Origin of the sequence: Chitinophaga filiformis (genome assembly GCF_023100805.1) — a bacterium.
Classification (GTDB): domain Bacteria; phylum Bacteroidota; class Bacteroidia; order Chitinophagales; family Chitinophagaceae; genus Chitinophaga; species Chitinophaga filiformis_B.
The window spans coordinates 5,589,999-5,613,686 of record NZ_CP095855.1 but is presented as its reverse complement, the minus strand read 5'-3'; the positions used below and the strand labels follow the sequence as shown (position 1 = coordinate 5,613,686).

19 protein-coding genes are annotated in these 23,688 nt (G+C 49.0%); 9 read left to right on the top strand and 10 right to left on the bottom strand.

Translation table 11 applies throughout. The annotated features are described in order from the left end of the window. Positions 1 to 9 precede the first annotated feature (9 nt). Complete coding sequence (locus MYF79_RS21770; protein ID WP_247809948.1) at positions 10 to 2,553, top strand: polynucleotide kinase-phosphatase; 2,544 nt, start codon at positions 10 to 12, stop codon at positions 2,551 to 2,553. A 33-nt stretch (positions 2,554 to 2,586) separates the two neighbouring features. On the opposite strand, the gene MYF79_RS21765 is transcribed toward MYF79_RS21770, so the two are convergent. From MYF79_RS21765 to MYF79_RS21755, 3 genes are all read right to left on the bottom strand, one after another. After that, positions 2,587 to 3,849, bottom strand: coding sequence for a flavin monoamine oxidase family protein (locus MYF79_RS21765; RefSeq protein WP_247809947.1), 1,263 nt, complete (start codon positions 3,847 to 3,849; stop codon positions 2,587 to 2,589). 145 nt (positions 3,850 to 3,994) lie between these two features. After that, positions 3,995 to 4,621 carry a hypothetical protein gene (locus tag MYF79_RS21760; protein ID WP_247809946.1) on the bottom strand — a complete coding sequence of 209 codons (627 nt, stop codon included), beginning with the start codon at positions 4,619 to 4,621 and terminating at the stop codon, positions 3,995 to 3,997. A 116-nt stretch (positions 4,622 to 4,737) separates the two neighbouring features. Further along, complete coding sequence (locus MYF79_RS21755) at positions 4,738 to 5,205, bottom strand: hypothetical protein (RefSeq protein WP_247809945.1); 468 nt, start codon at positions 5,203 to 5,205, stop codon at positions 4,738 to 4,740. 221 nt (positions 5,206 to 5,426) lie between these two features. Here MYF79_RS21755 and MYF79_RS21750 point away from each other — a divergent pair, with 221 nt between their 5' ends. From MYF79_RS21750 to MYF79_RS21730, 5 genes are all read left to right on the top strand, one after another. Further along, positions 5,427 to 5,981 (top strand): DUF1795 domain-containing protein, encoded by a 555-nt coding sequence (locus tag MYF79_RS21750; protein WP_247809944.1) that lies wholly within the window; start codon positions 5,427 to 5,429, stop codon positions 5,979 to 5,981. 282 nt (positions 5,982 to 6,263) lie between these two features. After that, a complete protein-coding gene (locus MYF79_RS21745; RefSeq protein WP_247809943.1) occupies positions 6,264 to 6,476 on the top strand; it encodes a hypothetical protein in 213 nt (70 codons plus the stop codon). An 88-nt stretch (positions 6,477 to 6,564) separates the two neighbouring features. Further along, positions 6,565 to 9,348 carry a glycosyl hydrolase gene (locus MYF79_RS21740; RefSeq protein ID WP_247809942.1) on the top strand — a complete coding sequence of 928 codons (2,784 nt, stop codon included), beginning with the start codon at positions 6,565 to 6,567 and terminating at the stop codon, positions 9,346 to 9,348. A gap of 27 nt (positions 9,349 to 9,375) precedes the next feature. After that, positions 9,376 to 10,284 carry a helix-turn-helix domain-containing protein gene (locus MYF79_RS21735; RefSeq protein WP_247809941.1) on the top strand — a complete coding sequence of 303 codons (909 nt, stop codon included), beginning with the start codon at positions 9,376 to 9,378 and terminating at the stop codon, positions 10,282 to 10,284. 80 nt (positions 10,285 to 10,364) lie between these two features. Beyond that, a complete protein-coding gene (locus tag MYF79_RS21730) occupies positions 10,365 to 11,198 on the top strand; it encodes an SDR family NAD(P)-dependent oxidoreductase (protein ID WP_247809940.1) in 834 nt (277 codons plus the stop codon). 176 nt (positions 11,199 to 11,374) lie between these two features. Here MYF79_RS21730 and MYF79_RS21725 read toward each other — a convergent pair whose 3' ends face one another. After that, positions 11,375 to 11,956, bottom strand: a complete 582-nt coding sequence (locus MYF79_RS21725) for a TetR/AcrR family transcriptional regulator (RefSeq protein ID WP_247809939.1) — start codon at positions 11,954 to 11,956, stop codon at positions 11,375 to 11,377. 399 nt (positions 11,957 to 12,355) lie between these two features. Here MYF79_RS21725 and MYF79_RS21720 point away from each other — a divergent pair, with 399 nt between their 5' ends. Continuing rightward, the gene (locus MYF79_RS21720; RefSeq protein WP_247809938.1) at positions 12,356 to 13,174 is read left to right on the top strand and encodes an SDR family oxidoreductase; all 819 of its coding nucleotides are present in this window, start codon (positions 12,356 to 12,358) and stop codon (positions 13,172 to 13,174) included. A gap of 80 nt (positions 13,175 to 13,254) precedes the next feature. On the opposite strand, the gene MYF79_RS21715 is transcribed toward MYF79_RS21720, so the two are convergent. After that, positions 13,255 to 14,070 (bottom strand): DUF6597 domain-containing transcriptional factor, encoded by an 816-nt coding sequence (locus MYF79_RS21715; RefSeq protein ID WP_247809937.1) that lies wholly within the window; start codon positions 14,068 to 14,070, stop codon positions 13,255 to 13,257. Between the two features lie 377 nt (positions 14,071 to 14,447). Here MYF79_RS21715 and MYF79_RS21710 point away from each other — a divergent pair, with 377 nt between their 5' ends. After that, a complete protein-coding gene (locus MYF79_RS21710) occupies positions 14,448 to 16,205 on the top strand; it encodes an ABC transporter ATP-binding protein (protein ID WP_247809936.1) in 1,758 nt (585 codons plus the stop codon). Next, positions 16,186 to 17,946 carry an ABC transporter ATP-binding protein gene (locus MYF79_RS21705; RefSeq protein WP_247809935.1) on the top strand — a complete coding sequence of 587 codons (1,761 nt, stop codon included), beginning with the start codon at positions 16,186 to 16,188 and terminating at the stop codon, positions 17,944 to 17,946. Before MYF79_RS21710 ends, MYF79_RS21705 begins: the two co-directional genes overlap by 20 nt. Before the next feature lie 5 nt (positions 17,947 to 17,951). Here MYF79_RS21705 and MYF79_RS21700 read toward each other — a convergent pair whose 3' ends face one another. The 5 genes from MYF79_RS21700 to MYF79_RS21680 form a co-directional block, all read right to left on the bottom strand. Continuing rightward, positions 17,952 to 18,350: a DUF1634 domain-containing protein gene (locus MYF79_RS21700; RefSeq protein WP_247809934.1), complete on the bottom strand. Its 399-nt coding sequence runs from the start codon at positions 18,348 to 18,350 to the stop codon at positions 17,952 to 17,954. A gap of 4 nt (positions 18,351 to 18,354) precedes the next feature. Next, complete coding sequence (locus MYF79_RS21695) at positions 18,355 to 19,191, bottom strand: sulfite exporter TauE/SafE family protein (RefSeq protein ID WP_247809933.1); 837 nt, start codon at positions 19,189 to 19,191, stop codon at positions 18,355 to 18,357. A gap of 10 nt (positions 19,192 to 19,201) precedes the next feature. Then, positions 19,202 to 19,858 carry a FadR/GntR family transcriptional regulator gene (locus MYF79_RS21690; RefSeq protein WP_247809932.1) on the bottom strand — a complete coding sequence of 219 codons (657 nt, stop codon included), beginning with the start codon at positions 19,856 to 19,858 and terminating at the stop codon, positions 19,202 to 19,204. A 1,123-nt stretch (positions 19,859 to 20,981) separates the two neighbouring features. Then, positions 20,982 to 21,908 carry an acyl-CoA desaturase gene (locus MYF79_RS21685; RefSeq protein ID WP_247809931.1) on the bottom strand — a complete coding sequence of 309 codons (927 nt, stop codon included), beginning with the start codon at positions 21,906 to 21,908 and terminating at the stop codon, positions 20,982 to 20,984. A 61-nt stretch (positions 21,909 to 21,969) separates the two neighbouring features. Further along, a complete protein-coding gene (locus MYF79_RS21680; protein ID WP_247809930.1) occupies positions 21,970 to 23,523 on the bottom strand; it encodes a TPM domain-containing protein in 1,554 nt (517 codons plus the stop codon). Positions 23,524 to 23,688: the final 165 nt, after the last annotated feature.

Below are 23,688 nucleotides of genomic sequence, written 5' to 3'. Positions count from 1 at the left end.
ATTGAATTTATGAGGATACAGATACCGGAATTATCTCTTGTGGTGATGATAGGCGCCAGCGGCTCCGGGAAAAGCACTTTTGCCAGGCGATGGTTCGGTAAGGCTGAAGTGGTCAGCAGCGACACCTGTCGGGAGATAGTGAGCGATAATGAGAATAACATGGACGCTTCTGAAGATGCATTCGACCTGTTGCACTACATAGTGGGTAAAAGATTGAAGCGCGGATTACTGACAGTGGTAGATGCCACCAATGTGCGACCGGAAGACAGGAAGAAACTGGTGGCGCTGGCGAGAGAATATCATGTGCTGCCTGCTGCCATTGTGCTGAATATGCCTGAGAAGGTTTGCCTGGAAAGGAATCAGCAGCGGACAGACAGGAACCTGTCTCCGCATGTGATCACTTCCCATACCGGCACTTTGAGAAGAAACGTCAGTAAGCTGAGAGAAGAAGGGTTCAGAAAGATATTTGAGTTGCGTGATCCCGGGCATGTTGCTGCTGTTACAGCAATAGAAAGGGAGCCGTTGTGGAACAACAAGCATAGCGAACAGGGGCCATTCGACATCATCGGTGATGTGCATGGCTGTTATGAAGAGCTTTGCAACTTGCTTAACTTACTTGGACATACGGTGGACGCGACCGGACACAAGGTACAGGTGAACAATGGCAGGAAGCTGGTGTTCCTGGGAGATCTGGCGGATAGAGGTCCGGCAACACCCGCGGTATACAAACTCGTGATGAATGCCGTGAGCGATGGTGTGGCTTTGTGTGTGCCGGGCAATCACGATATCAAATTATTGAAATTCCTACAAGGTAAGAATGTACAGCTGATGCATGGACTGGAACGGACCGTTGCGCAGCTGGCAGGAGAAGATGCGGCTTTCAGGGAGCAATTAAAGCTCTTCCTGGATGGGCTGATCAGCCACTATGTGCTGGATAACGGCAAGCTGGTGGTAGCGCATGCGGGATTGAAGGAAGAGATGCAGGGGAGGGCTTCTGCAGGCGTACGTGAATTCTGTCTGTACGGAGAGACGACCGGAGAGACAGACGAATTCGGGCTGCCGGTGAGGTATAATTGGGCTGCCGGTTACAGGGGAAAGGCAATGGTCGCGTATGGGCATACGCCGGTATATGAACCGCAGTGGTTCAATAATACCATCGATATAGATACCGGTTGCGTATTTGGCGGCAAGCTGACAGCCCTGCGTTATCCTGAAAGGGAGTTGCACAGCGTACCGGCACTGGCTACCTATATGGAACCATCCAGGCCGCTGAGAATACCCGGAGAAGGCAATAACCTGCAGCATGAACAGGATGATGTGCTGGATATAGAAGACCTGATGGGCAAGCAGGTGATCCCTACCCGTTTGCTGAACCTGGTGACGGTGAGGGAGGAGCATACGGCTGCGGCGCTGGAATCTATGAGCCGCTTCAGTATTCATCCGAAATGGCTGATCTATCTGCCGCCGACAATGTCTCCTTCAGAAACAAGTACACTGCCTGAATACCTGGAACATCCCGATGGCGCTTTTGGTTACTACAGGAAGAACGGGATCAGGCAGGTGATCTGTGAAGAGAAACATATGGGTTCCCGTGCGGTGGTGATCGTTTGTAAGGATAGTGAAGTGGTAAAACGCCGGTTCGGTATAGAAGAGGACAGTATAGGCGCCTGCTATACGCGAACAGGAAGGGCCTTTTTCACTGATAAGGAAACGGAACAGGCTTTCCTGGCAATGGTACATGCGGCCCTGACTGCGCGCCATTTCTGGGAGGAAATGGATACGGACTGGGTGTGCCTGGATAGTGAGCTGATGCCATGGAATGCGAAAGCACAGGCATTGCTGCAACAGCAATATGCCGCTACCGGCGCTGCCGCTGTGAATGCGATGACGGAGACCGTTGCAGTGCTGAGGGCGGGAGCGGGGAATCCGGCCATTGCGTCCTTGCTGAAGGATTATGAAGCGCGCGCAGAAATGTGTCAGCAGTTTACGGCCGCGTACCGGCAGTACTGCTGGGAGGTGAAATCCCTGAGCGACTATAAACTGGCGCCGTTCCATCTGCTGGCAACAGAAGGCAGGACCTACTTTGATAAAGATCATGTGTGGCATATGGAGCAGCTGGGTCGTTACTGCGGTGGAGAAGGGAATCCGCTGGTAGCCACGGGCTGGAGAGTGGTAAACCTGGATGATGCGCAGAGCATTGCGGATGCTACGCATTGGTGGGAGGCGCTAACAGAGAAAGGTGGAGAAGGAATGGTGGTGAAGTCCCTGTCATTCATAGAAAGAGGGGAACGAGGCTTGCTGCAGCCGGCTATTAAGATCAGGGGCAGGGAATACCTGCGGATCATCTATGGACCTGAGTATACGCTGCAAAATCATCTGAGCAGGCTGAAACAAAGAGGGCTGGGCGCCAAGAGGGCGCTGGCACTGAAAGAGTTTGCACTGGGTGTACAGGCGATAGAACATTTTGTGGCGAAGGAGCCCTTGAGAAAGGTGCATCAATGTGTATTTGGATTGCTGGCGCTGGAGAGCGAGCCGGTGGATCCGAGGTTGTAACCCGCCGCGGCGGGTCTCGTGTTAATATTTTTATTAACGGCCTTTTATTTTAGCGGCGACCGCCATACCTGTGCTCAGTGCCGCTTCAACGGTGCCGGGGCTTGCGCCGTCATACAGGGCTTCACCGGCAAAGTAGATGGTGTCTGCTATAGGCGTATTGAGCAGGGCTTGTGCTGCCGGCGTAGCAGGTGTACCATAACTATAGCCTCCTGCAACATGAGGATCGGCAGCCCAGTTGGCGATATAGCTGCAGAGGAGTTGCTCTCTTAATGTTGCCGGGGTTTCGTTACAGAGCGAAGCCAGAGAGCTGATAGAGAGTTCCAGCAACTGTTCGCCTGTTTGCGCGATATAGGCAGCAGATGGCGGACCTCCCAGCCAGCCGGTGAGCACATTCACCCTCGCAGGGCTTTGTGTCCACCAGGTGGGGATGGGCGTTTCTCCAAACAGAAAGGCCATCTGCTGTGTATGTTTTTCCCAGAAGGGAGTTTTGAAATGTAATATTGTTTTGATGACAGTGCCCCAGCCAATATCGTTGGCCGCTTTGATATAGTCGGGAATGGCGGGGGAGAAGGATATCGTATTCTTCTGCAGCACCCCCAGGGGAATAGTGACAATCAGTTTATCTGCCAGCCAGCTTGCACCATTGGCCGCGTGTACCTGCACCTTGGCCGCCGACCAGTCAACAGCGGTGACGGTAGTGTTAGTAATGATGTTACACTGTTGTTTGCGGCATGCTGCTGCCAGGAAATCTATCATGGCGGAATATCCCTTGTCTATCCGGAAGTTCTTTTCATTTTCGTTTGTCCATTCGTTATAGAGGTATTTTACGCCCACTTTTGAAAGGTCAGCGAGGTCGAAGCCCTGTACAAATCCCTGGATATCCTCCCTCAGCCCGGGATGTTGATCGTATGGGTAATGCTGGTCGAGGAAGTCCTGCATGGTCATGCCGGCAGGGCTTTTTCCCATTTGTTCCAGCAATGCATCCCAGTCAGAGATCATTTCATGCTGTGCAAACCATTGCCCGTTGTCGACATGGAACATTTGACCGCTTACCAGCTGGTATTTAAGCCCCGCTTCCTTTAATAATCCCAATGTAATGGGGAGCTCGCCATGTACGAATTCGGCGCCTGTTTCCGCTGTTTTGATACCATCCCGGTAGATGGTGTTTATACGTCCGCCGATGGTACTCCGGGCTTCCAGTATGGTTACTTTGTACTTTCCGGACAATTCTCTTGCGGCAATTAGTCCTGCGGCGCCTGCGCCTATGATAATAATTTCTTCTGATGATTTTGCCATATACCTGGTGATTCTGATACAGCAAGTTATGGCTTTTTATGTTGTTTCAGCGCTTATCATTATTTACCCACTTAATTGATGTCGTGGCAGCAAAAAAAACGGCTCATGCGCTGTGCATAAGCCGTTTTTCCTGACAGAAAGAAAATTAGTTCTTTTTAAATCGCATGATCTGTTTGGAACGTTTGTCTGAGTATGTTGTCTGGGTCATACCCTGGTCGCTAACACGACTTGTATCGAGCTGACGAAATTCGGAGGATATTACCAGTGTGTCGCCTTCCCATTTGTATCTGGCACCGGATGGTTTTGACGCCATGGTATCGCCAAGTGCTGGACTGCTCACAAAACCGCCGGCAAAATAGATAGAGTCTGTACCGATCAGTTTGTAGTCGGAAGAGCCGCTGGATTCAGGAATATCGAATGTAACCGGCATACTCGAAAAGCCGGTTTGCTCACCATTCGTGTAGGTCTTACCGTTCAGGATGGTTTCAACGGTGTACTTAAACTTGTTCGAATTAAATTTGGTGGCATTAATTGTAATGGTACCACCCAGGTTTTTTGCGTCGTAAGTAGAAGTGGAGATGGTTCTAATAACCATATCGTCATCACTGTAGTGATATTCTGCGTCTACATACGTGTCGGCTTTCATAGCCACGAATGTGTAAGTCCCTTCCAGGCCATTTTTAACTTCGTTGTTTACGTCGTCGTTATCTGAACAAGCAACAAGTGAGGATGCTACAGCGGCTAACAATAACGCTGATTTTACTGATTTCATAAGTATATATGTGGGTTTAAAAAATAAGCGTACGCAAAGGTACGCAATTACAAATGAATTATGAAAAACAATTATCTGTAACAGTGTGCAGGTGGTTGTAAAACAGAAGCAGGATGTTATCTTTTCAGGACTTTTTCGACTTCATAAAGGCGTCTTCTTAATTCGGTAAGTTCTTCTTCCAGCAGGTCTACTTTTTCACTGAGCAGGTACTGGTGGTAATCGGGAATAATGGAAAGTTCGCGCAGTTTAGGGAAGAGGTCATGTTTGAAAAAAGTCAATCCCGTCTCTTCTCCATGAAATTCGTGCGCGGTTTTTGTAAGGTGATTGTACAGGCAGTAGCGGAGCCCATCGGAATTGAAGGTCCAGGGACTGATGTACAGCAGTTCCCAGTTGCCGATCCTGAGCAGTTCCAGTTCTCCTTTGGCATTTACAAACTGGTAGATGGTAGATTCAACATAACCGTTAGGTTTTAAGGTGTCTGTTGTCATGAGGATGTAGGAATACTCGGGTAAAATGGATATTGATTCGAGACTGTGTAATGGGCTATGACTTCCATCTCTGAATATTGCGTAGTATCTGACCATAAAATGCTATCTGTTTGAATATTCATATCACATAACTGGCAAAGGCAGTGACAATAAGATCAGGTTGAAAATAATATAATTAATATGAAAATCGTGTATTAAATATAGAAAATGGATAATAATCTGTGAATGGAATGGTATGGGCGGCTGGATGAGTTATGGCGGATATATTCATTTTAAATAAAATGCACTTATCTTTATGGATTAATAAACATGAATTTATGAAGTACTTTTCGTTATTAACCATTGCCGGGGTATTGTTGTTTACGGCTTGTAAGAATGGCAATAATGCTCCGAAATCAGCAAAGGAAATATTGGAGGAGGCCGCGCCCAACATGAATGCAGGCGCTGGTAAATTCACTATTGACGGACCTAAGGAATGGAAGCGGATAGATACTACCCTGAATGGCGTCAAATCAACCATACTACTGGCGCCGGAAGAAACAGGCGGTTTCAGGGCCAATATAAACGTGGTGACAGAAAATATGGGCAAGGATTCCCTGCAGACGTATTTCGACAAGACTGTAAGTTCTATGGAGAAGTACCTTGGAAAATTCACAGTAGCAGGTAAAGGGGACAAAGATATCAACGGTATTCCTTCCAAATGGCTGAAATATACAGCTGAACAGGGTGGCATGCAGATAGCCGCAATATTGTATATCGTGCCGAAGAATGGTGTTGCTTATGGTATTACCGGTACTACAAAGGCAGGTGAGGGAGATAAGTATTTTACTGTATTTGACAATACGGTGTCTACATTTAAGGTAGCAGAATAGTCCATCGGGTATATTATTGAACGCAGGAAGCCGGGTATTAAGCCCGGCTTTTGTGTTTTATGGATGGCAGTCCTGGCAGGCAGCGCTATGGATGCGGGCATCCTGCCGGGGGCAGACGCACCGGCGTTAATGGCCCTCCGTAAAGAAGGAGGCGCCCGCCCTTGTATTTTGACAGTAATGGACCATTGAGCGGTATCAGGCGAGACCAGTATGAAGGAGGTATCCGGGTAACTATGTGAGGGTGCCGGGTAAAGTGTCTGCCGGACAGGTTATCAGTATTCAATGGCTTTCCGGAATATATTGCCTATCCTGACCGATCTTACACATTCAGCTACTTTATCCGGAATAGATGGTTTATCTTACAGCAAAGCATTGAATGGAAGTAAGCCCGGGCGGCAGCAGGATCCCCGAACGCCTGCCCGCTTTGAGCTGTACCGTCTTTCTGCGGATGTGGCGAAGCGCATGATCTGGCAGCCCGATATCCGGAGAAGGTAAGAGCACTCTCCATGCTGATGCAGCAATCAAAGACTGCTGCCGAACACCCGGAATTTGACTGGTCGGCAACAGAACAATAATTGACGTTATGAAAACTGTAATCCAAGGAACCGGCAGGCTGTTATTCACGGGCCTGTGCTTATTGTTTGTATGGCCTGCCTTTGCACAACAGGCCGCGTGGCCGGCTGTAAAGAGAGAAACTAAACCCTGGACCCGCTGGTGGTGGATTGGCAGTGCCGTGAATGAAAAGAACCTGTCTTCTTCACTCGATGTATTGCAACAGGCTGGTTTTGGCGGTGTTGAAATTGCGCCTATTTATGGGGCAATGGGGTACGAGTCGCAATATGTCAGTTTTCTTTCTCCCCGCTGGACGGCATTACTACGGCATACTGTATCCGCCACAGCTGAACGGCAGATGGGAGTAGATCTTACTACGGGCACCGGCTGGCCTTTCGGGGGACCGCAGGTGACGAAAGCCTATGCTGCTTCCCGTTTCATTATCCGGCAATATCATGTCTCTGCCGGAAAATCGCTTACACAACCTATAAGGGTAGACGATGCCAAACAGGAAGGAGCCGCATTGCAGGCGCTGACCGCTTACAATGGCCATCAGGCCATATCGCTGAAGGATAAGGTGGATAAAGAAGGTCGTTTGCGCTGGTCGCCTGCCAGCGGTGAATGGGACCTCTATGCTTTATTTGACGGCTGGACATTACAGCAGGTAAAGCGCGCTGCGCCGGGAGGGGAAGGGTATACGCTCGACCATTTATCGGCCAAAGGGCTGCAGGTCTATCTGCATCGTTTTGATACCGCCTTTAAATATAAGGCGCCGGGTGTACGTTCTTTCTATAATGATAGTTATGAAGTGTATAATGCTGACTGGACGCCTGCATTCCTGACCGCGTTTAAAAAGAAGCGGGGTTATGACTTAGCAAGGTATCTGCGGGAGCTGGCCAGCGATGACAGTACGGACCTGGTAGCGAGGGTAAAGTCTGACTACCGGGAGACGATGTCTGAACTGTTGCTGGAGAATTTTACGCGTCCCTGGACACATTGGGCGCATGGCTATAAGAGCCTGTCGAAGAACCAGGCACATGGATCGCCCGGCAACCTGCTGGATCTTTATGCAGCGGTGGATATTCCTGAATGCGAGACCTATGGCTCCACCTATTTTCCCATCCCCGGTTTGCGCAGGGACAGCGCGGATATCCGGAACGTGGACCCCGACCCGGTAATGCTGAAGTTTGCTTCTTCCGCCGGGCACGTACAGGGGCGGCCACTGATATCGTGTGAGACATTTACCTGGCTGACGGAGCATTTTAAGACCTCCTTGTCGCAATGCAAGCCGGAGGTGGAGCAGGCATTCCTGGCAGGTGTGAACCATGTGTTCTATCATGGCAATACTTTTTCGCCACCGGAGGTGCCCTGGCCGGGATGGCTGTTCTACGCCTCAGTGAATTTTGTACCAACCAACAGTTTCTGGCCACATCTGCCGGGGCTAAACGAATATATTACCAGGGTGCAGTCGGTATTACAATCGGGCGTACCCGACAATGAACTGCTGGTATACTGGCCGGTATATGATACCTGGCACCGGGCAAAAGGCCGGGATATGTCCTTGAAAGTGCATGATATTGACGAGTGGCTGCAACCTACTGCTTTTTACAAACAGGTGAAGGCTTTGCAGGGGGCAGGATATTCCCTGGATTTTATTTCGGATGCGCAATTGCTCAGGGCAGATGTGGGCAAAGGAAATGATAGTACGAAATTGCCATTATCCGGCTACCGCTTAATAGTAATACCGAAGATGCGATTGATGCCGGTTACAACAATGCAGCAGCTGATCCGGCTGGCGGAAGAAGGATCTGCTGTGGTGATGGAATCACTGCCGGAAGATGTACCCGGTTTGGGCGGATTGGAGAGCCGGAGGAAGGCGCTCAGGACCTTGTTGGCTTCTCTGCAATTCAGGCCGGACGAGCATCAATTGATGGTGGCGCGGCGCGGCAAAGGGAGGCTGATACTGGCTGCTGATGTACAAAAGGCCATATGGCAGGTAGGGTTAGATCGTGAGAAGGTGGTCGACAAGGGACTTAAATTCATCCGCAGAAAAGAAAATAATACTACATGGTACTACCTGGTAAATCATACGCCACAAAAGATAGATGAGTATCTGCCATTGAATAAAGCAGAAGGAACAGTGGTACTCCTGGACCCCCAGACGGGCAGAACGGGCCTTGCACAAAGCAGGCAGGATGGGGGCCGGACCATAGTGAAATTGCAATTATTACCCGGAGAAGCAATGATCGTGCATACAGGGAAGGGGGTACAGGCAGGAACAATGGCTGACTGGAAGTACCTGGAAACGCCGGAGGTGCCGCTGACATTATCCGGCAACTGGCAATTGACTTTCACGAATGGTGGGCCATTTATACCGGTAGCGCGTCAGCTGGATAAACTGACGCCCTGGACGGCCCTGGGCGATACGGCAGCCAATGCCTATTGCGGATCGGGGGTATATACTACGACCTTTACCTTGCCGGAGAAGAAGGCGGGAGAATATGTGCTGGACATCGGGGAGGTACACGAGAGCGCCCATGTGTGGGTGAACGGGCAGGACGCAGGTATTCTCTGGGCAATTCCTTTCAGGGCCAGGATAGGGCACTATTTAAAGGCTGGTAATAACGAGATCCGGATAGAAGTAGCCAACCTGATGGCGAACAGGATCCGGTACATGGATCAGCACCAGGTACCCTGGAGGCGGTATCATGAGATCAATTTTGTGAACATTAATTACACTCCTTTTAATGCTGCGGGCTGGCCGGTGCAGCCTTCGGGGCTGGCAGGACCGGTTACAATTACGCCATATCGCTGATTTGTTTGAATTTTGTAACTTCGGGGTATGGCAACAACACAAACACTGGAGGAGTTCTATCAACAGAAATTTAACTGGCTACCGGAAAATCTTCAGCAGGATATCGGGCATTTCAATGTATTCAGGCTGGAAGACAGCCTGGCGGGAGTGCACGGTGCTGCTCCTTTTAAATATAGTCGCCGGGACTTTTACAAGATCAACCTGGTACGGGGAAAGACCCTGTATCACTATGCTGACAAAAGTATTGAACTTGACGGTACTGCATTAATGTTCTTCAATCCTCATGTACCTTACACCTTCGAGCCACTGTCGGAGGAGAGGACGGGATTTTTCTGCATCTTCAAAGAGGGGTTTTTCACGGAGCGGATGAGAGGGAATATCAACGAGCTGCCGATGTTCGCCCCGGGAGGCAAGCCTTCCTATCTGCTTAATAAAGAGCAGGATGACCATATAAGCCAGATCTTTACCAAGATGCTAGACGAGATAGGGTCGGACTATAAATATAAGTATGACCTGCTGATGAACTATGTAACGGAAATTGTCCATTACGCTTTGAAGATGACGCCGATGGATACTTTGTACCGGCATCCGGACGCCAAATCCAGGATCACTTCTGTATTTACAGAGCTACTGGAGCGCCAGTTCCCGATAGAGTCCACTTCCCAGCGGTTCACCTTACGCTCGGCCAAGGATTTTGCTGACCAGCTCTCAGTGCATGTGAATCACCTGAACCGCGCTATCAAGGAAACTACAGGTAAGACCACCACAGAACATATCGCCGAGCGACTGGTCGGGGAAGCCAAAGCGCTGCTGAAGCACACTGACTGGAATATCTCCGAAATCAGTTACTGCCTGGGCTTCGAGGAACCAGCTCATTTTAACAACTTTTTCAAGAAACAGACCAAAGTAACCCCTTCTTCCTTCAGGACTGTTTGAATTTTGCAATCATCGCTTTGATAGGTGTAAGAGATGGTGATACTGCCTGTATTAGCTTTGTATCATTAAAATCACGAACGATGAGCGACAAAAGAGTATGGTTTGTAACAGGTGCATCGAAAGGACTGGGGCTTAGTCTGGTGAAGCAATTACTGGCAACGGGTCAGCTGGTAGCTGCTACTTCCAGGAAAAAAGCAGATCTGATCAATGCAGTAGGTATTGAGTCTGAACAATTTCTTCCCTTAGAGACAGATTTGACGAACGAAGCAAGCGTTGCAGCGGCTGTAGATAAAACAGTGGCCACGTTTGACAGGATCGATGTGGTTGTAAATAACGCTGGTTATGGTATTGGCGGAAGTATTGAAGAGCTGAGCGATGAAGAAACGAGAGAAAGTTTTGATGTGAATGTTTTCGGTACGCTCAATGTGATCCGTAAAGCAATGCCCTACCTGCGGGCACAACGCTCAGGGCATATCATTAACATCTCATCTATTGCGGGCATTGCGCCGGCTACCGGATGGGCAGTGTATGGTGCGGCGAAGCATGCTGTAATAGGGTTATCCGAGGTGTTGGCAGAAGATGTGAAGGAGTTTGGTATTAAGGTAACGGTAGTGGCGCCGGGAGCGTTCCGGACCAGTTTCCTCACGGAAGAATCGCTGGTGATTGCCAGGGAGCCGATTCCGGAGTATACAGCGATCCGGAATTCTCATGCGAAGTATAAGGGTATGGATGGGGCGCAGATCGGCAGTCCGGAGAAAGCGGCGAATGCATTGATTGCGATTGTGAATGAGCAGAAGCCACCAGTGTATCTGCTATTGGGTTCAGATGCATATGCCAGGGGATTGGCGAAGCTGGAGTTGTTGAAGAACGCGTTTAAGGAGCAGGAGGCGTTGACAGTGTCGACAGATTTTTAATTGCTGCTGAGGAAATTGTTTGTAAACGGGGTTGTATCGCTTTGGTATAACCCCGTTTCATGTTTGGGGCGCGGGTGCTACTTATGCGCTCCCTATGACTGGCTACGAAGTCCGCTTGTCATGACTCCGATGTATGTATGGGGGATGCAGATAATTGTTTCCCTTTTGAGTGGCCTTCATTTTATAACGGACATTGTTATCCGGATGATGTCATCATATACCTTCTTGTCGGCGCCGGATTTAGAATGCACACTTAGCCCCCAGAGATTATTCATGATAAATCTTGCAAGGGAGCGGGGAGGATTGTCCTTTGAAAGCTGCCCCTTGTCCTGTCCCCTTTTTATAGCTGCGGTGAAGGCGTTTTCCAGTGCCTCCCTGTTCTCTTTTACGATAGCAGCCACTTCTTCATCGTGAGGCGCAAGTTCTACTTTGGAATTAACCATAAAACAGCCTCTTTTATCTTCTCCTACAAAACATTGGGCTTTTGTGCGCTGAAACAACGTCTTCAGCGCCTCAGGAATATTCTCTGCTGCCTCCAGGAAATTAATGACCTCTGCTGTGACAGTGTCTCTGTAACGCTTGAGGGCGCTTATAAACAGGCTCCTTTTATCGCCATACGTGTCATACAAACTGGAACGGCTCAGTTTCAGCTCATCCAATATTTCCTGCGGTGAAGTGCCATTGTATCCCTTATGCCAGAAAAACAGCATGGCATTGTTTAGCATTTCTTCCTCGTTGAATCTTTTTGTCCTTGCCATAATGGTGATGCAATTATGGTACGAAGATACGGAAACGGAATTAATATTCCGGAATGAGAAATATTAATTAGGAACTTTTGTTCCGTTATGTATATATTTGCGGAACAAAAGTTCCGTTATTGTGTCGCTTCAATGAAGGGTCGGTTCAATTACGCTTAATTCGGTCAGGTTTAAATGAGTCCGGATTCGTCAAGATCAGGGTTATTGAAATCGGCTCAAATCATGCTGGTTGGAGATAAAATGAATTGGTTAGTTAAACCAATCCAAATCGAAGCTGCTGGTTGGGGTTCAATTTAATCGCGCTTAATCTCAATTAATTCAAATTCAGGTGTAATTCAAATCATTCGTTCAATCATATTAATTCAATCTTATCAATTCAATTCAACACAATAAAGAGACATGAAGAAGACAGTATTTATTACAGGTACCAGCGATGGCTTAGGTAAATTGAGCGCGAAGTATTTTGCGGGACAGGGATGGAATGTAGCGGCTACAATGCGTACGCCAGAAAATGAAACAGACCTGACGCAATATCCGAATATCCGCGTTTTCAGGTTGGACGTGACCAGCGTTGATCAGGTGCAGGCAGCTGTGAGAGATGCGATTGCTGCATTTGGAAAGATAGACGTGGTAGTGAATAATGCGGGAGTAGGAAGCTATGGTGCGCTTGAGGCGGCATATGAATCCGTGATAGACTGGCAATACAATACGAATGTGCGCGGTCCTATAAATGTCATCCGCGGTTTCCTGCCTCACTTCCGGGAAAACAAAGGAGGAATGTTCATCAACATTAGTTCTTTTATGGGAGTTACAACGGCCGTGCCGGTAGGGTCGCTGTATAATATGTCCAAATTTGCGCTGGAAGGCCTGACAGAAGGGCTTTATTATGAACTGAAACCCCTGAATATTGAGCTGCGGCTGGTGGAGCAGGGGGGATCCAGCGGGAATAATTTCAAAGACCGTATTGTATGGAATAAACATCCTGAGATCCGTGATTATGATGACATCACTAACAAGGTAAAGTCAATGATGGCCAATGTAGATCCTGCATTGCTGGATGATCCGCAAACAATCGTGGATGTGATCTATGACCTGGCCACAGGTAAGAGCCGGCAGTTCAGGACATTGGTAGGTGCGCAGGGGAAACAGCTGATGGACATGCGTAATTCCATGCCGATTGAGAACTACCTGGAGACAATAGCGGGGTTTTATAAATGAGATACTGCTGGCGGGATGTTGCAGGCAGATGCAACGGTACTGCTGGCGCCTTGGTAGAAAATGTAAAAAAAAATGAACTGTCAGATATTGACAAAAACGTTATTGATCCAGGTATCACTATTGAAATAGGCTTTGGGCGATTGTTGGGTGTATTGCCGGAATGTGCGGATCAGGTGGGACTGATCATAATAGCCGGTTTCGTAGCTGCCGGCAGTGTAATTCTCATCGGGGTGAGCCTTTTGCCAGGCTACAAAGTGATTGAAGCGGATGATATTGCTGACGGCTTTCGGGGTTAATCCCACTTGTTTTTTGAACAGGGCATCAAGATATTTTGCTGATACACCGGTGCGGTGCAGGAGCTGATCTACAGACACATTTCCTTTGTGCAGCATTATTTCGCGTACAGCGGCATGCACATAATCATAAGCGCCGGAGGAATGCTGCAGGCTGCTGATCATGCCGGTGAGCAGTTTCTCGAAACGTCGGAAGGTAGTGTGCGGATGTGCTGTGATGCAAGCCATAAAATTGCCGGCGGGAAGAATATCGCTCAAAGGTGTGATACCTGTAGGAGGGTCCGGGACCGGCATTTTCAGAAAGGCGGATAATGTGTGGGGATAGAAACGAATACCGTATAAACGCGCTCCGGGCATAAGCTGCAGGGTGTAACTGGTGAGTGTTTGTCCGGCAATAAAAGCGGCGGGCTCTTCGATCCATTCCGTATCACTGAATTTTCTTTGGGCGACATGCGGATACAGGTGGAAGATGATCTCGTGATGCCCGTCTGGCAAAATATCTTCCTGGTAGGGCTGCGGGAGCTGTGCAGGGACTTCCAGGTACCAGCAGTTTTTAACCAGATGGGTCAGGTTGCGCGGAATATAGGTTTCGATCCGGATCATAATTATAACACGAAAATTACTATTAAAATTGGACAAGTGGGAATAGCTTATTCGGATAAAATCCGTAATTTCATAACTCACTAAAGAAAAGGAGGTATTCATGCAATCTACAGAATATTCATGGAAACCTTCGGTTAGTATCGCCTAACCGGGTTGCTCCATAAAAAATATCTGGGACGCGGACGCGTCGAGGTCCTTCCGGTTACGCCGGGAGGACTTTTTTTTCCACCTCATACAATATTAGCGCTGCCCGTTCGTCCCCCTATCAGCGCATTTAACCCGACGCCCTATACCTGCGTATATAATGCACTTAATTTTACTTTTAATTGGCCTTTTGCAGTAATAGGTCTGCCGGCTGCCATATATTTGTTATTGATATGAAGAAGACAAATACGCCTGTTGCCACGACAGGGAAAGGAAAATCAGGATTGATGTCTTTGCTGCGCCCTTACAGAGGACAATTATTCTTACTGATCCTGATGGCTTTATGTAGTAATGGACTGAGCCTGGTCCTGCCTGCGCTGACTGCCAAGGGCATCGATGCCTATTCGAAAGGAACACTGGTGGTAAGGGAACTGGTCACCGAGTTCATTGCCGCCGCTGCTGCTATCTTTGTTTTTACGTACCTGCAAAGTATTATCCAGACCTACATGGCAGAAAAGGTAGGACGCCGCTTGCGGACTTCCCTCGCTGAGAGGATCTCCCGGCAGGACTATTCGTATATACAGCGGGTGAACCCTTCGAAGCTGCTGACGAACCTTACGGGCGATGTAGACAGCATTAAGGTCTTCATATCCCAGGCTATTATTTCCATCGCCTCTTCTGCCTTTATGATCATCGGGTGCTGTGTGTTGCTGCTGAGCAGGGACTGGAAGCTGGGGCTGGTCATACTCTCTATCATCCCTTTTATTGCGATCGCTTTCTGGCGGGTGCTGAAAAAAGTGCGGTCAATGTTCCGGATCAGCAGAGAGGTGGTAGATAAGTTGAATAAGACGATCAATGAGAGTATTACCGGTGCTGCCCTGATCAGGGTGGTCAATGCGCAGCAACTGGAATACGACCGTTTTATTGCACCCAACGGTGAATCTAAGACCCTCGGTATTGCGATTGTCCGCATGTTTGCAGGCCTGGTGCCGGTTATCAGCTTCCTGGCGGGAATGTCGATACTGGCAACGCTGCTGCTGGGAGGACACTTTGTAATAGAAGGGGAGATGTCGCTGGGTGACATTGCCGCATTCAACAGCTACATTGCCCTGCTGATCTTCCCGATCATCGTGATCGGTTTTATGAGCAACCTGATCGCACAGGCATCTGCTTCCTTCCAGCGCATCAGCGAGGTATTGTATGCGCCGGAAGTACAGGACAAAGGGACGGTAAAGAAGCAACTGGAGGGAGATGTGATGGTAGAGAACATTGTGTTGTCCATGGACGGCAAGCCGGTGCTGAAAGATGTCTCTTTCTCAGTGAAAGCGGGTACACGTACCGCTATAATCGGTCCGACTGCAGCGGGCAAAACACAGCTGCTGAACGTGATCGTCGGCTTGCTGAAACCTGAGAGCGGGCGTGTATGCTACGATAATACCGACCTTGAAGAATATGATAAAGCGGCCCTGTTACAACAGGTGGGCCTGGTATTCCAGGACAGCATCGTGTTCAATATGAGCCTGCGGGAGAATATAGCCTTCAACGAGACCGTAAGCGAGGCTACTATGCAGCAGGCAATTGCCACAGCAGAGCTGAAAGAGTTTATAGCAGGATTGCCTGAAGGCCTGGACACGGTGGTGTCTGAGCGGGGCGCCAGTCTTTCCGGCGGGCAGAAGCAACGTATCATGCTGGCGAGGGCACTGGCTATTCATCCGCGCATCCTGTTGCTGGACGATTTTACTGCAAGAGTGGATGCCAATACTGAACAAAGGATACTGGAGAACGTCCAGGAAAATTATCCGCACCTGACATTGATTTCCGTTACACAAAAAATAGCATCTGTAGAACATTTTGACCAGATCATTCTCCTGATGGATGGGGAAGTAATAGCTGCCGGCACCCATCCTGAGCTGATGCAGACATGTCCTGAATACGTACAGATCTTTAATTCCCAACGTAGTACCAGCAATTATGAATTACAACCTGAATAATACAGATAGAACAGGACAGGAAAGCACTTCAGGTAAACGTCTCCTGAAATTACTGGCCTATATCAAAACGGAGCACAAAGACCTGATGAAGGCATTCTTCATCATGATGGTCAGCCAGTCATTGACGCTGACAGCGCCTTTTGTGATCGGTTATACGATCGATCATTATGTGCAGTCAAAGCAATTCTCCGGCATCCTCCTGTGTTCGGGCATTCTGCTGGGTATGTACCTGGTGAACTTTGGGTTTTCCTATTGGCAGAGCAGGATGATGGGCGGAGTGGGCCAGCGTATGTTGTACAATCTCCGGAACGCCGTGTTTGTGAAGCTGCAGGAGTTGCCTATAGCCTTCTTCAACCAGAATAAAACAGGAGATCTCATCTCTCGCATCAACAATGATACGGATAAGATGAACCAGTTCTTCTCACAGTCGCTCGTACAGTTTGCCAGTGGCATTATGTCGATGACGGGGGCTGGTATCTTCCTCTTATGCATCAACGTCAAACTGGGCGTAGCTACATTGTTGCCGGGATTCATGTTGCTCGTTTTTACCCGCCTGATATCGCCGCTGGTAAAGCGCAGAAATGCGGCGAATATGAAAAGTACCGGCGGACTGAGTGCGGAGATACAGGAGAGCCTGAGCAATTTTAAAGTGATCATCGCATTCAATCGCCGTGACTATTTCCGCAAACGTTTTGATCAGGCCAACCAGCAGAGCTACCGTACGGCGGTATCAGCAGGCTTGTTCAATAATATTTTTACACCCGTCTTTGCCTTCTGTTCGCAGATGGCTATGCTGGCGATCCTGGTGTATGGTATCTACCTGATATCCATAGGTGAGTTTACGGTAGGATTGCTGATCAGTTATCTGTCTTACGCTAACCATTTTTATAACCCTATCCGTCAGCTGGCGGCCCTGTGGACCAACTTCCAGACGGCGATGGCAGGATGGGACAGGATCTCGCAGATCCTGGAGCTTGAATCTGACCTGAAGGTGATACCGGCAGGTCCAGCGAAGGAGAATGCCCCGCTGATCAGTTTCAGCAATGTGTATTTCCGTTATCCGGGCAGCAAGGATATCCTGCATGATGTCAGCTTCAACATGGAAAAGGGTAAAACCTATGCCCTGGTAGGACCTACCGGCGGAGGGAAGACAACGACGGCTTCGCTGATAGCGCGGCTCTATGATCCTACAGCGGGAGAGGTATTGCTGAACGGCCGTGATATTCGTTCCTATACGCCGGAAGAGCGGGCGCAGAAGATCGGTTTTATTTTACAGGAGCCATTCCTTTTCTCCGGCACCATCCAGGAAAATATCGTGTACGGGAATGCGCGATATGCTGGTTATACTACCGCCCAGCTGGAAGAAGTCATTGCTGAGGCGGGACTGGATACCCTGCTGGGAAGATTTGAGGAAGGGCTGGCAACAAAGATCGTTTCTGGTAATGATGGCATCAGCCTGGGACAGAAGCAGCTCATCGCCTTTATGAGGGCAGTGCTCCGGGATCCGGACCTGCTGGTGCTGGACGAGGCTACAGCCAATATAGATACTGTGACGGAACAACAGCTGGAGGCGGTATTGCAAAAGCTGCCGGCTCATACCACCCGTGTGATCATAGCACACAGGCTGAACACGATTGAGAATGCGGATGAGATCTTCTTTGTGAACAACGGAGAGATTGCCCGTGCGGGATCCTTTAGTCATGCCATGAACATGTTGTTGCATCACGAGCGCAGCTCGTGATGCCGTCAGCCTCCCAGTCCGCTGAAGATGCTGAATGTAATAACGCTCAGGACGATCAGTGTGATCACCACGTACAACCTATCCTTTTCCATGGCAAAAGCCAGTACGGAAAAGGCAATACGGGTGATGGGAGTAGCCAGCAGCACTACAACGCCCAGCTGGATGATGGCCCTGCCGTCCAATTGTAATACGCCCTGGAAGATGCCTGGTAAGTGCCGTACATATTCCGGTGCACCGGTGAACTGTGTATAGGAGGGCATAGCGGCGCCATGATTGATCAGGTAGATAATGCCTCCGATGAAGGCGATGATACTGGAAGTGATCACACCCCAGCGTAGTTGCTGACCTATGAACATTTCAACGTCTCTTTCCTGCCAGAATGATTTCGAGAATAACTTTTTCATTTGCTTATAATTTCCCTGTAAAACCGTTATAGATCATTTCCAATGCCAGTGCGCTGATCACAACACAAAAGAGGATCCTGAGTTTGCGCGTATTCAGTTTCATCAACAATTTCGAGCCGCCGAATGCGCCTGCAAGTACGCCCAGTACCACGGGCATTGCTATCCCCGGATCGATATATCCGCGTTGCAGATAGATCACCGCACTTGCAGCGGCAGTTACGCCGATCATAAAATTGCTGGTAGTAGTAGATACCTTGAAGGGAATGCGCATAACGCCATCCATTGCCAGCACCTTGAGCGCGCCGGAACCAATACCCAGCAGGCCAGATACCACGCCAGCCACTGTCATGAGGGCATAGCCGCCCGCCACGCCACTCACTTTATAGGGAACCTCTTCGCCATTTACCGGGTAGGAACTGTTAAGCCGCATGATGCGGGCTAACTTACTGTTACTGTTGCTGTCGCCATGCTCGTGTTTCTTTCTCAACGTCATAGCGGCGGAGAACAGCAGTACAAAACCAAAGAGGATCGCCACGAGGTGTGTGGGAGTATATACCGCCAGTACAGCGCCGACAATGGCGCCGGTGGTGGTGGCTATTTCCAGGAACATTCCTATGCGGACATTGGTAATGCCTTCCTTAATATATGCAGCCGCGGCGCCTGAGGAGTTGGCAATGGATGCCACCAGCGAGGCGCCTACGGCATAACGGATGTCGACATGAAAGACGAGTGTAAGCAGGGGAATCAATACAACGCCTCCTCCCAAACCTGTGAGAGACCCCAGCATGCCGGCCATAAAGGCGCCGACCAGGAGGATTAATGTAAATACCAGAATAGACATGACAGTTTATTTAGAAATTATTTTCAAGAATAGCCTTTACTGTTTCAATGGCCTTGCCGGATTGCTGTTGCGCGATGGCGGCGGCGAGCTGTACGTGCAGGTCGTGCGTGCGCTCAAACTGTGATACGTGCGGTTTTTCTCTTTGCCGGAAGCCGTCCATGATCACATTTGTGAAGGTCTGATAGAGGTCGGCCAATACGCTATTATGCGAGGCTGTAGCCACGGCTCTGTGGAAGCGTATATCAGCGTCTGCGCAGGCGTCATAATCGTCCGCTGCAATCGCCTGCCATCTTTCTTCCAGCAGCGCCTGCATGGTGTCGAGGTCCTCCTGTTGCCGGTGTTGCACGGCCAGCTGTACTATTTCGACTTCCAGCAGCTGACGGACCTGGTTCACTTCCTGCATCGCGGCTCGCCTGAGCCTTTGGTCCAGCGGTTCCGTAGTTGTTTTTGGGTCACAGACAAAGGTACCTGCGCCCTGTTGCACTTTCAATATGCCGGCGTTAGAGAGCGTCTTAATCGCCTCCCGGATAGTGGACCTTCCTACGCCGAACTGTTCCATCAGTACCGGCTCTGGTGGGATGAGCTCCCCGGGTTTGTATTTTCCCAGTGAGATGTCTTTTTGTAGTGTATATATGACCTGATCGGCCAGTTTGATTGCTTTTGCCATGATTAAACGTCTGATGTTTTAGCAAAGGTATGATGTTTGGTTGAAACGTCTGATGTTTAAATCAAAGATTTGCTTGTAAAAAAACGGGTTGGTAAGTAACAATGCCAGCGATTTCCTCCTTGACTTACACTTGTATTTAGGCTCCTTGTATCACCAGAATGGGGCAATACCGCGGTTTTCAGGCTGGGATCACTGGCTGTGTTCTTTGAAGCTGTGTGCTATTGGGCATTAGGAATCGTGTGTGGCTTTTGAATAAGTATTAAACCCCCATCAATCGTGTGAGCATGCTTCAAACAACAAAGGCCAGCGATTCCCACCTGAAACCGCTATGACTTCCGCTTGCATTAGGCGCCTGTATCGCCAGAATGGGGCGATACCGCGGTTTTCAGGCTGGGATCACTGGCTGTAGTTTTTCGAAGCCGCTTGCCATTAGGCTTTGGGAATCGTGTGGGCAGTTGGAATATATATTAAACCCCTGTCAATCGTGTGAGCGATGCTTCAAAAAACTAAGGCCAGCGATTCCCACCTGAAACCGCTATACTCTCCAGGCTTCCATTTATAGACAGGAGCCCGGGTACAAGTCCAAACAGACTGAGGGTAATTATTCTGGCTAGTCGCCTTATACATGGTTTCACCCTATAAGTGGACGCTATATATGGTCGTAGGGAGAGCGTAAGTAGCACCCGGTTCCAGATGGGAATGTCGGCCTGATACGGCAGATGTTGTTCAATCCCAGCTCCATGCTCTATTCGCTTGACAAAGCCTAATCGACATCCGGAGAGGCGCCGACCGACATCCCGTACTGGAACCGGCGCTACTGAGCGTTAAATATGGACGTTTTCTCAGGAGTGACGCATTAGCAGAATACAGTTTCACCCTATAAGTGGACGCTATATATGGTCGTAGGGAGAGCGTAAGTAGCACCCGGTTCCAGATGGGAATGTCGGCCTGATACGGCAGATGTTGTTCAATCCCAGCTCCATGCTCTATTCGCTTGACAAAGCCTGATCGACATCCGGAGAGGCGCCATACCGGAACCGGCGCTACTGAGCGTTGAACTACTATAAAATAAATGAGGCTCAGTGCATTACACACTGAGCCTCGCTATTTAAAAAAAGTTGAATTACCTGTTAGCCTCAACAAGCTTTCTGTTCGCTGCTTTCACCTGTTCTTTTGCCTCTTCGGTCAGCAGGTTGCTTGTCTTCACTTTTTCAGGAACACCCCTGATATCCCATACGATGCCAAAGAAACCCAGTGTACGAAGAATATAGTAAGTGATGTCGATCTCCCACCAGAAGAAGCCCTGACGGGTAGCACTCTGGTAATAGTGGTGGTTGTTATGCCATCCCTCACCCAAGGTAACGAGCGCCAGGATCAGGCTGTTTTTAGAGAAATCGCCTGTGTTGTATCTCGGTTTGCCCCATTTGTGCATCAGGGAGTTGATGGTGAATGTACCATGATACAGGAAGATGGTGCTCAGGAAGAAACCGATCAGCAGGGTAGAGAGACCGGCGCTCCAGTCGAACCAGCCTGCACCATTCACTTTGTTACCTACGAAATACACAGCAACTGCCAGTACCAGTCCGGGTACAAAGTGGTATTTATTCAGCCAGAACAGTTCCGGTTGCTTAAAATCCTTTACCAGGTCGTAACGGGTTGGTTTATATTCAGGTCCCATGATCCAGCCCATGTGAGCGTACCAGAAACCATATATATTAGCAGAGTGCGGATCCTCCGGAGTATCGCTGTGTTTGTGATGGATACGGTGATTGGCACCCCACCATAATACGCCTTTCTGTAAACTGCTCTGTGCGCCTCCGGCCAGGATGAACTGGAATACGCGCGAAGTTTTGAACGTTCGATGGGAAAAATATCGATGATATCCGCCGGTTACGAAGAACATGCGAACTACATACAATGCGGCACATAAAATCCAGTCAAAAGCTGTCACGTGCGTGAAAATTGCCAGAATCGGCAGCAGGTGCATCCCCAAAAAGTCGAATTGACGCCACCAGTTAGGTCCTTTCCTCAGTTGTTTTTCAGAATTCATAAGTGCAAAAATATCCCTATTCCGGACAATAAACAATGATCAAGATCAGGGATCAGATTTTTTACCAGCTGCTGCCGGCGCCGCCACCTCCGGAACTGCCTCCTCCCCAGCCACCAGACGAGGATGAGGAGCCTGATGACCCTGAAGAGGAACCGGAAGAACCGCCCGAAGATAACTTAGCAATAACATAGGTTTCTTCCTTGGTATAATTACAGTGTTTACACACATAAAGCTGGATGCCTTTTCCTTCGTGACGGGTTGTGGCTGGTGTTATTACCCGGCGGCGGCCTGCTACGAAGGTAAGCGCGTTGCAGGAAGGGCAATTGGTAGCATCCGTGCGGAGGTTACGGTAACCTAATACCTTTTTTTCCTCGCATTTTTTGCAGTACCATACATCGTAAATAACAGCACCTACTTTATCTTCCGCTACCTGTACCGGCTCCAGCATTTCCCGTTTTTTCCCTCTTTTCAATAACTGCATTGGTCGATGACAAGTTTCACAATTGTAGGGATCATACCGCAGCTTATTCATCCGCATGATATGCCACCTTGAATAGGCAAGCAGGGGCAGCGGGAACAGGATCGAAGATAGCCAGCTATTAGCGTGCGCCAGGTTTAATGTTTCATATTGCACATGGCGGTCAAGACCTGCCAGTAAAACAGCTGCTTTCTTATTGATGGTGAATGCACGGTAACTCAGGTAAGCCAGGAGATTCAGGTATGCAATAACAGGGAGCATCCACCAGTGGTACGAAGACCCCGGGATACTCACCAGTATAAGCAGCACTACAAACGGCAATGCGTATACCCAGAACTTATGCCATATCCCTGCTTTGAATAATTGAGGGAGATCCTTACGTCTTTTAGCAATGCCAGGCCTTACCACGAAGATGGTGGCAAATAATGCGTAGAGTACATACAATATCAGTGAGCCGATGCCCGGCGCCTCATGTTCCGGTACATCGTGAGAGGTAATGGCGTCAGAGAATGTTTGTTCCTGAGGGGCACCTGTAGCCGCATCCATTCCAGCGTTAGCTGCTTCGGTGTCGGATGGCGCGGCGTCGCCTGCCTGGGCCACCTGTGTGATATTTATGGTATCTGTGGCCGACTGCAGCACATTTATAAGCGCCGTCATTCCTTTCAACATGCCCTCATCGATGTTGTTTTGTTTAAAAGAGGGCAGCATTTCTGATTGCTGGATCCGGAAACAGATCACGTCGGGCAGGTCGCCTTCCAGTCCATAGCCGGTCTCAAATTCTATCCTGTGCTGGTCATTCACCAGTAATACCACGAGGCCATTATCTTTTCCCTGCTGCCCGGGTTTCCACAGCCTGAAAACATCATGCGCAACGTCTTTCGGAACTTTATCGCCAATAGTATTCAGCAGTATGATCGCCACCTGGGCACGGCCGGACTGGTCGAGTTGCCGCATTTGTTCATTGAGCCTGGTTTCGGTCTCCTGGCTGACTAGGTGATCCGGATTGCTTACATAAGCACCATGCTGCATGGGGTCGGGGATCTTTTCTATTGTAAAGCCTGTGTCCTTCTTTTCTCCGCAGGCAAGGGTAAACAGTAACAACAGCAGATATATGTGGTATCTTTTTAAATGAATCATAGACGTGTACATATTCTTTTCAAAAGTAATAAACAGTATTGGGAAATGCTATGCTTCTTTGTACAGGTTGGGCAAAATATTACCCAATAAAGTAAGTTTTTATTGCTGTTTCTGCCTGAAAACCATTATTTCCTGCCATGGCATGAAAATTCCATCCTTCTTATA